Below are 12,879 nucleotides of genomic sequence, written 5' to 3'. Positions count from 1 at the left end.
GCTCGCGTCCACCGCCACGAACGACGACAGGTGCCGGGCTGTTGCCCGACACCTGTCGTGTATTTATGGAACAGGGTGCTTACAGCAGACCCTGCTTCTCGAGGAAGGCCTTCGCGACCGATGCCGCGGACTTCTGGTCCACGGAGTTCTGCCGGTCGAGCTCGACGAGCGCCTCGGTGGTCAGCACCTTGTTGACCTTGTCGATCGCCGCGGTCGCCTTCGACGACAGCTTCGAGGACACGATCGGGGTGACGTTGTTCACCGGGACCAGGTTCTTCGGGTCCTCGAGCGTGACGAGCTTCTCGGTGGCGATGGACGCGCTGGCCGAGTAGATGTCCGCGACCTGCGAGTCGCCGTCCTTGATCGCCTTGACCGTCAGCGGGCCACCGGAGTCGTTCTGCTGGTTGACCTCGGCGGTGATGCCGTACTTCGCCTTGAGGCCGGTCGGACCGTACGCGGCCGTCGCGAACTCGGGGTTCGCGGCGATCGAGATGGTGCCACCGATCTTCGACAGGTCGGCGATCGACTTCAGGTCGTACTTGTCCGCGAGCTCCTGGGTCACCGTGTAGGTGTCGGAGTCGGACGCCTCGGCCGAGGTCAGCGCCTTGACGCCCGACGGGAGCTCGTCCTTCAGGGCGGCGTTGATGCCGTCCGTCGTGGTCTCCGTCGTGGTGTCCTTCTTGTCCGTCTGCAGGAGGTAGTTCAGCAGGTTGCCGTTGTACTCCGGGAAGACGTCGATGTTGCCCTTGGCGACCTCGGGCCAGTAGGCCTTGCGCTGACCGATGTTGAGCTTCTTCGTGACGTCGAAGCCGGCGTGCTCGAGCTCCTGCGCGTAGAGCTCGGCGATGATCTCGTTCGACGGGTACGCCTGCGAACCGACGGTGATGGACTTCGAGTCGCCCGAGCTGCCACCGGAGGACAGCGGGTCCCCCGAGGAGCAGCCCGCGAGGGCGATCGCTGCCGCGGTCGCGACCGCGATGGTCGCGCCGAGGCGCTTGGTACGTGCTGTGATCACTGGAGTGTTCCTTCCAAGGGGGTTGATGCTCGACTTTCCGAGCTGTCAGCGTTGCGTCGTCCATCACCCGCGGAGGCGGCGGTGAGTCCCGCCGGCACCGCGAGCCGCTGCAGGACGGCGAACACGATCTCGAAGACGATGGCGAGTGCGATCACCAGGAGCGAACCGCCGAGGACCTCTTCGTAGTCCTGGTTGGCGAGCCCGGAGAACGCGTACCCGCCGAGTCCGCCCGCGTTGATGTACGCGGCCAGGGTCGCGGTGGCGATGACCTGGAGCACCGCAGCACGGATGCCGCCGATGATGAGCGGGAGCCCGAGCGGGATCTCGACCTTCGTCAGCAGCTGCCACGTGGTCATGCCCTGGGCCCGCGCGGCGTCGATCGTCACGCGGTCGATCGCCTCGAGCCCGGAGTAGGTCCCGGCGAGGATCGACGGGATCGCCAGGATCACCAGGGAGATCAGCGGGGCCTCGATGCCGAGGCCGATCCAGAGCGCGAGGATCGTCAGGAGGCCGAGGGTCGGGAGCGCGCGGACGCCGCCGGAGAACCCGACGGCCAGGCTCTTGCCCTTGCCGGTGTGGCCGATGACGAGCCCGAGCGGCACCGCGATCGCGCAGGCGATGACCACCGCGAGCAGGGTGATCCAGATGTGCTCGACGAGACGGACGGGGATGCCGTTCGACCCGGTGGAGTTCGCGGGGTCGAAGATCCAGGCGATGGCGCCGGCGAAGAGGTTCACGCGGACACCTCCCCGGTGCGGACGTCGGCCGCGGCACGGCGCCGGACGCTGCGGGCGGTGCGGCTGCTCCCCCGGGTCCAGGGCATCACGAGGCGTCCGATGAGCACGAGCAGGGCGTCGATGACCAGTGCGAGCACGATCGTCAGGACGATGCCGGTCAGGATCTCCACGCTGATGCCGCGCTTCAGGCCGTCGGTCAGCAGGAAGCCGAGGTTCGGGATGCCGAGGAGCGCGCCGACCGTCACGAGGCTCACCGTGCTCACCGCGACGACCCGGATGCCGGCGAGCAGCACGGGCCCGGCGAGCGGGAGCTCGACGCGGAAGAACCGCTGCACCGGCGAGTACCCCATGGCCTCGGCCGCGTTCACCACCGCGGGGTCGACGGCGTCGAGCGCGTCGGCGGCGGAGCGCGCCATCAGGGCCACGCCGTAGATCGTCAGCGCGATCACGACGTTGAGCGGGTCGAGGATGTTCGTGCCGAGCAGCGGCGGGAGCGCGAGGAACAGCGGGAACGACGGGATCGCGTAGAGCAGGCTCGCGATCACGACGATCGTCGAACCCGTCGCCCTGGCACCGCGCCGGCCCTTGCGCAGCCGGTTCACGAGGAGACCGATCGGGACCGACAGCACGAAGCTGATCACGATCGGCGGGATCGACAACCAGACGTGCGCGATCAGGTTCGACGTGATCGTGTCGAGGTTGCCGGTGACCCAGTTCACGCGGTGTCCCGCGTGCCGAGCGGCACGTCCGACGTGCCCTGCGGCACCGCGGACGCCGCGTCCACGACCTGCACCGGTCCGGTGAGGACACCGGCGGCCCGGCCGTCGCCGTCCACGACGATCGGCCCCGTCGGGGTCTGCTCCACGCGGAGCGCCCGGCGACCGCGACCGGCGCCGATGAAGTTCGCGACGAAGTCGTCGGCCGGCTCGGAGAGGATCTCCGCGGGGGTGCCGAGCTGGGCGATCTCGCCGCCCTTCTTCAGGATGACGACCTGGTCGCCGAGCTTGAAGGCCTCGTCGATGTCGTGCGTGACGAAGACCACCGTCTTGCCGAGCTCGCGCTGCAGCCGGATGAGCTCGTCCTGCAGGTCGTTGCGGACCAGCGGGTCCACGGCGCCGAACGGCTCGTCCATGAGCAGGATGTTCGGGTCGACGGCGAGCCCGCGGGCGACGCCGACGCGCTGCTGCTGCCCACCGGACAGCTGGGAGGGGTACCGGTCGGCGAACGCTCGGTCCAGGCCGACGGTGTCCATCAGCTCGAGGGCGCGACTGCGGGCCTCTTGCTTGGACACCCCGGTCAGGAGCGGCACCGTCGCGATGTTGTCCGCGACCTTGCGGTGCGGCAGCAGTCCGGCGTTCTGCATCACGTAGCCGATGCTGCGGCGGAGCTTCACCGGGTCGACGCCGGCGACGTCCTCGCCGTCGATCGACACGGAACCCGCCGACGGGTCGACCATGCGGTTGATCATGCGGAGCAGCGTCGTCTTCCCGCAGCCGCTGGACCCGACGAAGACCGTCGTGGTTCGCGATGGGATGACGAGGTCGAACCGCTCGACTGCGGCCGTGCCGTCCGGGTACGTCTTGCGCACCGAGCGGAACTCGATCATGGGTGCCCTTCTGGTAGGAGGTAGCCCGACTCCGAGTGAGAGTACCCGTCAGCACCGACAGCCGTTCGGTCGCGTGACGATCCGTGACGTGTCCCGGACAGCCGAGCGCCCGCCCCGGTGTTCGGAGGCGGGCGCCGGTCGGATTGGTGCGGTGCGTCAGGACGCGCTGATCACCGACGCCATGTACGTCTTGGTCATCGCGCGGTAGGCCTCGACCAGGGCGGTGTCCGGTGCGGCGCGGTCCTGGAGCGCGCGTGCGAGGACGGCGTGTCCGGACTCGGTGAGCACGACCCAGGCGCGCAGGACCGCTTCGGTGGCGGGCAGCCCGAACCGGTCGCGCATGATGGTGCCGACGGCGCCGCCGAGCGCCGCCATGCGGTCCTCGGCGTCACCGACGCCGGAGTCCGCCGCATCGCCGAAGCGGATGGCACGGAAGCCCGGCTCGGTGCGGTACATGTCGCTCGTCATGTCGATGAGCGCGTCGCAGGCGTCCTGCCACGTCGTCGCGCCGCTCGACTCGAGCGCCTCGACGAAGCGGGAGGCGAGTCGCTGCGTGCAGCGGATCGCGAGTGCCTCGACCACGGCGATCCGGTCCGGGAAGTACCGGTACACGGTGCCGATGGACGCCCCCGCCCGCTCGGCGACCATGGCCGTCGTGAGCCGCTCGAACCCGATCTCGTCGATCACCGCGGCAGCGGCGTCCAGGAGTCCGGCGAGGCGCGCCGAACTGCGGGCTTGGACCGGCTCGTTCCTGAGCAGTGATGATCCCCCCGGCAGTGCGTTCGAAACCTCGGTGACGAGCACGTGTTCTCCTTCTCGCGGTGGCCGCGGGCCGTTTGTCAGCGGTGCCGGAGCGGCGAGGCCGACCGACGGGGCCAACTCTCGCAGAGGACGGCTGGAACATCGCTGCGATTCTCGGGGTGTCTTCCGCCGCCGTGGACATCTGGCGTCCCACGCGTGGGATGATGGGGCGATGCCCGACCCGACGTCACACGAGCCGTCGCTGGCCGAGCCGATCCTGCACCGGGCAGCCCGCATCGAGGACGCCGTGCAGGAGTTCCGCGAACAGCGTGCCCGACGCCGCGGTCTCGTCCCCACCGTCATCCCGTACACGGGCTACGGCGCACCGGGCTGGATCCGGGTCCTCTGCCGCGTGCTGCTCACCCGCCGCGGCCTGGCGTCGGACGCCTCGTTCGAGGGCGTCCGCGGCTGGAAGACCTTCACCAGCGTCGCCGTCGACCACGCCGAGGTGACGATCACCGCCGGTGGGACCACCCACACGGTGCAGTCCGACCGCGGTGGCGTCGTCGACACGATCGTGCCGATCGACCTCGAACCGGGATGGCAGACGATCCGTCTGTCGGCCGGCGGGCAGCGCGACGTCGAGGCGGACGTCTTCATCGTGCACCCGGACACCCGGTTCGGGCTGCTCTCCGACATCGACGACACCGTGATGGTGACGTCGCTCCCCCGGCCGATGCTCGCCGCGTGGAACTCCTTCGTGCTCACCGAGCACGGCCGGCGCCCCGTCCCCGGGATGTCGGTGCTGTACGAGCGCGTGCTCGCGCAGCACCCCGGCGCGCCCACCGTGTACCTGTCCACCGGCGCCTGGAACGTCGCGCCGACGCTGCAGCGGTTCCTGACGCGGAACATGTACCCGTCCGGCACCCTGCTCCTCACCGACTGGGGCCCGACGCACGACCGCTTCTTCCGCAGCGGGCAGATGCACAAGCACGAGAACCTGCGGCGCCTCGCCCGGGACTTCCCGGACGTGCAGTGGCTCCTGGTCGGCGACGACGGGCAGCACGACGAGACCCTCTACGGCGACTTCGCGCGGGAGCACCCGGAGAACGTCGCCGGGGTCGCGATCCGCCAGCTCTCCACCAGTGAGGCCGTGCTCGCCGGTGGCCGTTCGCGGGCGCAGGAGCGCTCGAAGGAGTCGACGGCCCCCTGGGTCTACGCGCCCGACGGCGCCGGCCTCTGGACCGAACTCGGCCGGATCGGGCTCGCCGACCTCGACTGACCGGGGCCGCGACTGTACGGACCATCAGCCGGACCGTCATGACGCCGGTGGAACATCGGTACGCAGTGGTTCGATCGGGTCATGGCACAGCGCATCGAAGACCACGCGATCATCGGGGACTGCTACACGGCGGCCCTCGTGGACCGGGCCGGCACCATCGACTGGGCGTGCCTGCCGCGGTTCGACGCGCCGTCCACGTTCGCCGCACTGCTCGGTGACGAGCACGCCGGACACTGGTCGCTCCGCCCGTCCGACCAGCACGCCACCGCCGAGCGCCGGTACGACACCGACACCCTGGTCCTGACGACCGTCTGGACCACGGACTCCGGCGTCGTCGAGGTCACCGAGTTCATGCCGATCGACGCGCACCGCGCCACGATCGTCCGGAGGGTCCGCGGGCTCCGGGGCGCGGTCGAGATGCGGCAGACCCTGCGCATCCGCTTCGACTACGCACGCGCGCTGCCCTGGGTCCGGCAGATCGGTGACGACGACGACCCCGCGCTCCTGGCGACCGCCGGCCCCGGGTCCGTGATCGTCCGCGGCATCCGCTTCCACGCCGACGACCACCGGCACCTCGCCGTCGCCACCGTCCGCGACGGCGACGTCCTGGACACCGTGCTCACCTGGTACCCCTCGCACCGGGAACCGCCGGAGCCGCTCGACGTCGACGACGCGCTCGCGCACACGAAGGACTGGTGGCACGCGTGGACCGGCAAGACCCGGGTCGACGGCCGGTACGCCGCCGAGACCCGGCAGTCGCTGCTGTTCCTCCGCGCCATGACCCACGCGGAGACCGGCGGGGTGGTCGCCGCCGCGACCACGAGCCTCCCCGAGGACCCGGGCGGTGAACGCAACTGGGACTACCGCTACGTCTGGCTCCGCGACGCGTCCCTGGCCCTCGCTTCGCTCATCGCGCACGGGTACCAGGACGAAGCGAAGCACTGGCGCGGCTGGCTCCTCCGCGCGATCGCCGGCGACCCCGCCGACGTGCAGATCATGTACGGCATCGCCGGGGAGCGCGAGCTGCCGGAGTGGGAGCTCGACCACCTCGCCGGGTACGCCGGTTCGAAGCCGGTGCGCATCGGCAACGGCGCGTACACGCAGTACCAGGGCGACGTCTTCGGCGAGGTGCTCGCGGCACTCCACGACGCCCGTGAGCTCGGGGTGGAGGAGAACGCCGACTCCTGGGCACTCCAGCGGGCTCTGCTCGGCTTCGTCGAGGAGCACTGGCAGGAGCCCGACAACGGCATCTGGGAGATGCGCGGGCCCCGCCGCCGCTTCACGCACTCCCGCGCGATGATCTGGGCCGCGTTCGACCGCGGGGTCGCCGCGGTGGAGGAGTTCGGGCTCGAAGGACCCGTCGACCGCTGGCGGACGCTCCGGGACGCGGTCCGTGCCGAGATCGACGAGCACGGGTTCGACGCCGCCCGCGGCACCTTCCGGCAGCACTACGACACCGACGAGGTCGACGCGAGCCTGCTCGTACTCCCCCAGATCGGCTTCTGCCGGGCCGACGACCCGCGGATGCTCGGCACCGTCGCGGCGATCGAGCACGATCTGCGCGTCGGCTCGGACGGCCTGGTGCTGCGCTACCGCACCGCGGCCGGGTTCGACGGGCTCAGCGGGAGCGAGCACCCGTTCCTGGCGTGCTCGTTCTGGCTCGTCGAGCAGTACGCCGCCTCGGGCCGCATCGAGGACGCCGAACGACTCATGGACGTGCTCGTCGGCTACGCGAACGACGTCGGGATGCTCTCGGAGGAGGTCGACGTCGCGACCGGCCACCACGTCGGCAACACCCCGCAGGCGCTCTCGCACCTCACCCTGGTCGCCGCGGCGGACGCGATCAACCGGGCGCGCGGCAAGGCGTCCGGGCACCGCACGCGCATCCCGCAGCGCGACGGCGGCACCCGCTCGTGGACCGGGGAGGGCGAGCGCGCAGGCGCGCCCGCCTGACGCAGCCCAGGCAGCGCGGGTGCGCCCGCCTGACGCGGGCCCAGGACAGTCGGAACGCGCGTGGGCAGTCGGAACTCCCGACCACCCACGCGCGTTCCGACATCCCACCGCGGCCGTGATGGGAAAGAAGGACGGGAGGCCCGGTGCCAGCTGGCACCGGGCCTCCCGTCCGTCAGGTCCCCGGGACCGCGCGCGTCAGGACGAGGACTCCCAGTCGGCCGGACCACGCGACCCGGCGCGGTACTCCTCGAGCGGGACGTCGTTCGCCTTCCAGGCGGCGACGACCGGCTCCACGATCTCCCAGCAGCGCTCCGCGACGTCGCCGCGGATCGAGAGCAGCGGGTCGTCGTGGAAGATGCCGTTGAGGACCTCACCGTAGGGGGTGAGCTCGCCGTCGCTGAACGACGAGGACAGGGTGACCTGGCCCATCTCGAACGGGTTGCCGCCACCGTTCGCCGACACGGTCAGCTCGATCTCGTCCGGGTTGAGGACGATGCGGAGCGTGTCCGTCTTCGGGCGACCGCTGAGGCCGGAGGGCAGACGCGGCACCGGCTTGAAGGTGATCAGGACCTCCTTGCGGCTGGCACCGAGTGCCTTGCCGGAGCGGAGCGTGAAGGGGACGCCCTTCCAGCGGGCCGTGTCGACCTCGACCGAGATCTCGGCGAGCGTCTCGGTCCTGCGGGAGGGCTCGACGCCGTCCTCGTCCTGGTACGACGGCAGGTCCTTGCCGTCGATGGTGCCGGCCGTGTACACAGCGCGACGCGAGGCGATCTTCGCGTCGTCGCCCTTCAGCTGCGTGGACCGGAGTGCACGGGCGAGCGAGGAGCGGAACTCGACGGCGTCGATCGCGGCCGGGGCGTCCATCGTGACGAGCCCGAGGATCTGGAGCAGGTGCGACTGGATCATGTCGACCATCGCACCGGCCTCGTCGTAGTACTGCGCGCGGTTCTCGAGGCCGAGGGTCTCGTCGTAGAAGATGTCGACCTTCTCGATGTTCTCCGCGTTCCAGATCGGCTCGAACAGGCGGTTCGCGAAGCGCAGACCGATGATGTTCAGGACCGTCGTGCGACCGAGGAAGTGGTCGGTGCGGTGCACGCGCTCTTCCGGGACGAGCTTCAACACGGTCTCGTTCAGGGCCTTGGCGCTGGCCACGTCGGTGCCGAACGGCTTCTCGAACGCGAGCGTGGTGCCCTCGGGGAGCTCGACGTGCTCGAGCGCCTCGCAGATGTCCGACGCGATCTGCGGCGGGAGCGCGAAGTAGAGGATCGGCTCGTTCTCGGCGGCGGCGAGCAGCGCCTCGAGGTGCTTCGGGTCGGTCGGGTCGCCCTGGATGAACTGGGTCGACTCGATGGTCGCGTCGACCTCCGGGCCCTTGACGTCCTGCGTGGCGAAGGACTTCGTGACGATGTCCTTCCACTGCTCGGGGGAACGCTCGCTGCGACCCGTGCCGATCAGCTGCACGGGAACGGCGCGGCCGCTCTGCAGGAACGTGCCGAGGCCCGGCAGGAGGAGGCGGGAGGCGAGGTCGCCCGTCGCGCCGAAGATGATGAGGGTGCGCTTGTCGGTCACCGGAGGTGACTCCTTTCGCGTGGTGGTGGGGTCCGCATGGCTCAAGCCGTACACGGGCCGGATGATTCCCCTGGCAGGAACGCTCGCGCGCGCCGTGTCCGGGAAGGTCGTCTGGACGCAGTTCGGGCGGCACCGGTGGAGGTGCCGCCCGAAGCGCGTCAGGTGCGGGTCAGTGCGATCGCAGTGCTGCAGCCATCAGTGACCGAAGTTGCCGCGGTAGTACTCGAAGACCCAGCCGACCAGCGTGACCGTGATGAACACGAGGCCGATCGGGACGATCCAGAGACCGGCCGCGACACCGAGGAAGGTGATCGCCACGGCGCCGGCGAGGAGGATGGGCCACCACGACCACGGGCTGAAGTGCCCGAGCTCGGCGTCGCCGTCCTCGATGTTGGCGTCCTGGCGGTCTTCCGGCAGGTCCCCGCCCTGAGCGGAGAGGACACGGCCGAGGTAGAACGCGATGAACGCGGACATGATGCCGACCAGGCCGATGCCGACCGTGCCGACCGGCTCCCACTTGCCGTCGTGGGCGAGGGCGAACCAGATCGTGTACGCGGCGTCCGCGAGGATGAAGAACCCGAAGAGGATCCAGAACAGGTTGACGTTGGCGCGCATCGCCTTACTTCACCTCGCCCTTCGCGGCGTCGTAGGTCGGGGCATCGGGAGCGTCCTTGGCGGGACCCACACCGATCGGCACACCCGCTTCGGGGTGGTTCAGGTCGAATGCCGGGGACTCCGAACGGATGCGCGGGATCGACGTGAAGTTGTGCCGCGGCGGCGGGCAGGAGGTCGCCCACTCGAGCGAGCGTCCGTAGCCCCACGGGTCGTTCACGGCCACCTTCGGGGCGTTCCGCGCGGTGACGTAGACGTTGAAGATGAACGGCAGGAACGAGATGCCGAGGATCATCGCGCCGATGGTCGACAGCTGGTTCATCCAGGTGAAGCCGTCGTTCGGCAGGTACGTCGCGTACCGACGCGGCATGCCGATGACGCCCAGCCAGTGCTGGATGAGGAACGTCGTGTGGAAGCCGATGAACAGGAGCCAGAAGTGGATCTTGCCGAGGCGCTCGTTGAGCATGCGCCCCGTCCACTTCGGCCACCAGAAGTAGAAGCCGGAGAACATCGCGAACACGACGGTGCCGAAGACCACGTAGTGGAAGTGCGCGACGACGAAGTACGAGTCCGACACGTGGAAGTCGAGCGGCGGGGAGGCCAGGATGACACCCGTCAGACCACCGAACGTGAAGGTGATCAGGAAGCCGATCGCCCAGAGGATCGGGGTCTCGAAGGTCACCGAGCCGCGCCACATCGTGCCGACCCAGTTGAAGATCTTCACGCCGGTCGGGACCGCGATGAGCATCGTCATGAGCGAGAACCACGGCAGCAGCACCGAACCGGTGACGTACATGTGGTGCGCCCACACCGTGACCGAGAGGGCCGCGATGGCGATGGTCGCGTAGACCAGGGTCTTGTACCCGAAGATCGGCTTGCGGCTGAAGACCGGGAAGACCTCGGAGACGATGCCGAAGAACGGCAGCGCGATGATGTAGACCTCGGGGTGGCCGAAGAACCAGAAGAGGTGCTGCCAGAGCAGTGCCCCGCCGTTCGCCGGGTTGAAGATCTGGGCGTCGAACACACGGTCGAGACCGAGGCCGAAGAGCGCGGCGGCGAGGACCGGGAAGGCCATCAGCACGAGCAGCGACGTCACGAGGGTGTTCCACGTGAAGATCGACATGCGGAACATCGTCATGCCCGGGGCACGCATCGTGATGATCGTCGTGATGAAGTTCACCGCGCCGAGGATCGTCGAGAAGCCCGTCAGACCGAGGCCGAACACCCAGAGGGTGCCGCCGAGGCCTGGTGTGAACGTCGTGTCACTGAGTGGCGCGTAGGCGAACCAGCCGAACGACGCGGCACCCTGCGGGGTGAGGAAGCCACCGACGGCGATGAGGCCACCGAAGAAGTACAGCCAGAAGGCGAACCCGTTGAGTCGCGGGAAGGCGACGTCCGGGGCACCGATCTGCAGCGGCATGATGGCGTTCGCGAAGCCCGAGAACAGCGGCGTCGCGAAGAGCAGCAGCATGATCGTGCCGTGCATCGTGAAGAGCTGGTTGTACTGCTCCTTCGTGGCCACGAGCTGCAGCCCGGGCTCGAAGAGCTGTGCGCGGATGACCAGGGCCATCACGCCGGCGAGCAGGAAGTACAGGAACGACGTGATCAGGTACATGTACCCGATCGTCTTGTGGTCCGTGGAGGTGATCCACCGGACGATGATGTTGCCCTTCCGACCGACCTTCGACGCCTGGAAGTCCGGCGTCGAGGTGGCAGTCGGTTGGCCGACGAATGACGTTGTCATCTGGCGAGCCCCTACTTGTCGTCTGACGCCGTGACGGGCGCCTTGTTGTCAGGCTGGTTCGTGTTGGTGTTGTACTCGTCGCCGAGCAGGCCCACCTTGCCCTGGTCCTTGAGCGTGTCGAGGTACGCCTGGTACTTCGCGGGCGACACGACCTTCACCTGGAAGAGCATCAGGGAGTGGTACTCACCGCAGAGCTCGGCGCACTTGCCCTGGTAGGTGCCTTCCTTCTGCGGGATGAAGTACTCGTAGTTCGTCTTCCCCGGGAGCATGTCCTTCTTGTAGAGGAAGTCGATGATCCAGAAGGAGTGGTCCACGTCGCGGGAGTCGAGCTCGATCTTGACCTTCTTGCCGACGGGCAGGTAGAGGGTCGGGAGCTGCGACTCGTCGATCGCGCCGTTCGCGTTCTCTTCTTCCTGGGCCTGGATGCCCTGGTAGTAGACGCTCTTCGACGGGTCGTTCTGGTCGATGTAGTTGAAGTCCCACGCCCAGCGCTTGCCGTAGACGTGCACCGTGGTGTCCGGCTGCGCGAAGGGCTTCTCGATCGCGGCCTGGTCCTTCGCGGTGAAGGCGAAGAAGCCCAGCACGAGGATCAGCGGCACGATCGTGTAGAAGATCTCGAGCGGCATGTTGTAGCGCATCTGCACCGGCAGGCCGGTCTGGCCCTTGCGACGGCGGTAGACGATCGCTGCCCAGATGATCAGGCCCCACACGATCAGACCGACGGCGAGGAGCACGACCCAGCTGGTGGTCCACAGGCCGACGATGCGGCTCGTGTGGTTCGTGACGTCCTTCGTCTCATCGGTGCCGGGGAGCCATCCGTTGAGCTGCTGCTGCGAGCAGCCAGCCAGTGCGATGACCAGACCGACGGCCACCGGGACGGCCGCCCAACGTATACGGCGATTCGAACGCACTGTTACCTCTCGGAAAGACTGAAGCCGTGGGCTCAGCCCGTCGAGACCGACGTCGGGTCACAGAGGTGACCCATGGCTGGCTCCCAGCTTGGTTGGGACACTCCTAGCTTACTCGCAGCTGGCGACGCCCCGTGCACACGCGACACACCCCGGAGCCCGAACTGCGGCCGAGGGACAGCGGTTTTCCCTGGTCAACCAAGGGTGTCGCGGAGTGCGAGAAGTCCGGCACGCGGAAACGCGAGTGGGGAGCGGCCGTGTCGGTCGCTCCCCACTCGCGTTCGCGTGGGTGTGGCTGCGGGTCAGTGGAAGCTGTCTCCGCAGGCGCAGCTGCCCTGGGCGTTCGGGTTGTCGATCGTGAAGCCCTGCTTCTGGATCGTGTCCTCGAAGTCGATCGTCGCGCCGTCGAGGTACGGCACGCTCATCTTGTCGACGACGACCTCGACCCCGTCGAACTCCGCCGTGGTGTCCCCGTCGAGCAGGCGCTCGTCGAAGTACAGCTGGTAGATCAGGCCCGAGCAGCCACCGGGCTGGACGGCGAGGCGCAGACGGAGGTCGTCACGCCCTTCTTGCTCGAGGAGGCTCGCGACCTTGCCGGCGGCGGCGTCACTGAGCAGGACGCCGTGCGACGGCGTCGCCGTTGCAGCCACGTCCGTGACGACGGCTTCGTTCGTGATGGTGTCGCTCATGGGCGCCTCCCTCTCGCAGCGGT

At 68.8% G+C, this 12,879-nt stretch carries 12 protein-coding genes; 2 read left to right on the top strand and 10 right to left on the bottom strand.

Annotated features, from left to right (window positions below):
* Nucleotides 1-79: 79 nt before the first annotated feature.
* The 5 genes from ACIPJY_RS00810 to ACIPJY_RS00790 all read right to left on the bottom strand — a co-directional run bounded on the left by ACIPJY_RS00810 (nt 80) and on the right by ACIPJY_RS00790 (nt 4,162).
* On the bottom strand, nt 80-1,015 hold the full coding sequence (locus tag ACIPJY_RS00810; protein WP_400460572.1) for an ABC transporter substrate-binding protein: 936 nt from the start codon (nt 1,013-1,015) through the stop codon (nt 80-82).
* Nucleotides 1,012-1,752, bottom strand: coding sequence for an ABC transporter permease (locus tag ACIPJY_RS00805; RefSeq protein WP_400460574.1), 741 nt, complete (start codon nt 1,750-1,752; stop codon nt 1,012-1,014). The genes ACIPJY_RS00810 and ACIPJY_RS00805 overlap by 4 nt, the downstream gene beginning before the upstream one ends.
* Complete coding sequence (locus tag ACIPJY_RS00800; RefSeq protein ID WP_400460576.1) at nt 1,749-2,471, bottom strand: ABC transporter permease; 723 nt, start codon at nt 2,469-2,471, stop codon at nt 1,749-1,751. The genes ACIPJY_RS00805 and ACIPJY_RS00800 overlap by 4 nt, the downstream gene beginning before the upstream one ends.
* A complete protein-coding gene (locus ACIPJY_RS00795; RefSeq protein ID WP_400460578.1) occupies nt 2,468-3,358 on the bottom strand; it encodes an ABC transporter ATP-binding protein in 891 nt (296 codons plus the stop codon). Before ACIPJY_RS00795 ends, ACIPJY_RS00800 begins: the two co-directional genes overlap by 4 nt.
* A 156-nt stretch (nt 3,359-3,514) precedes the next feature.
* Nucleotides 3,515-4,162, bottom strand: coding sequence for a TetR/AcrR family transcriptional regulator (locus tag ACIPJY_RS00790; protein WP_400460580.1), 648 nt, complete (start codon nt 4,160-4,162; stop codon nt 3,515-3,517).
* A 169-nt stretch (nt 4,163-4,331) separates the two neighbouring features.
* Here ACIPJY_RS00790 and ACIPJY_RS00785 point away from each other — a divergent pair, with 169 nt between their 5' ends.
* On the top strand, nt 4,332-5,381 hold the full coding sequence (locus ACIPJY_RS00785; protein ID WP_400460582.1) for an App1 family protein: 1,050 nt from the start codon (nt 4,332-4,334) through the stop codon (nt 5,379-5,381).
* Between the two features lie 81 nt (nt 5,382-5,462).
* Nucleotides 5,463-7,334: a glycoside hydrolase family 15 protein gene (locus ACIPJY_RS00780; RefSeq protein ID WP_400460584.1), complete on the top strand. Its 1,872-nt coding sequence runs from the start codon at nt 5,463-5,465 to the stop codon at nt 7,332-7,334.
* 195 nt (nt 7,335-7,529) lie between these two features.
* Here the strand turns inward: ACIPJY_RS00780 and ACIPJY_RS00775 are convergent, their stop codons facing one another.
* From ACIPJY_RS00775 to ACIPJY_RS00755, 5 genes are all read right to left on the bottom strand, one after another.
* Nucleotides 7,530-8,903 carry a glucose-6-phosphate dehydrogenase gene (locus ACIPJY_RS00775; protein ID WP_400460585.1) on the bottom strand — a complete coding sequence of 458 codons (1,374 nt, stop codon included), beginning with the start codon at nt 8,901-8,903 and terminating at the stop codon, nt 7,530-7,532.
* Nucleotides 8,904-9,098: 195 nt separating this feature from the next.
* On the bottom strand, nt 9,099-9,518 hold the full coding sequence (locus tag ACIPJY_RS00770; protein ID WP_400460587.1) for a cytochrome c oxidase subunit 4: 420 nt from the start codon (nt 9,516-9,518) through the stop codon (nt 9,099-9,101).
* Nucleotides 9,519-9,522: 4 nt separating this feature from the next.
* Nucleotides 9,523-11,259: a cytochrome c oxidase subunit I gene (ctaD, locus tag ACIPJY_RS00765; protein WP_243698341.1), complete on the bottom strand. Its 1,737-nt coding sequence runs from the start codon at nt 11,257-11,259 to the stop codon at nt 9,523-9,525.
* 11 nt (nt 11,260-11,270) lie between these two features.
* Nucleotides 11,271-12,170 (bottom strand): cytochrome c oxidase subunit II, encoded by a 900-nt coding sequence (gene coxB, locus ACIPJY_RS00760; RefSeq protein WP_400460589.1) that lies wholly within the window; start codon nt 12,168-12,170, stop codon nt 11,271-11,273.
* 299 nt (nt 12,171-12,469) lie between these two features.
* A complete protein-coding gene (locus ACIPJY_RS00755; protein ID WP_123653108.1) occupies nt 12,470-12,856 on the bottom strand; it encodes an iron-sulfur cluster assembly accessory protein in 387 nt (128 codons plus the stop codon).
* Nucleotides 12,857-12,879 lie beyond the last annotated feature (23 nt).

This window comes from Curtobacterium sp. NPDC090223, from assembly GCF_044746585.1.
Lineage (GTDB): Bacteria > Actinomycetota > Actinomycetes > Actinomycetales > Microbacteriaceae > Curtobacterium.
The sequence above is the reverse complement of the archived record's forward strand: the minus strand, read 5'-3'. Positions and strand labels throughout refer to the sequence as shown.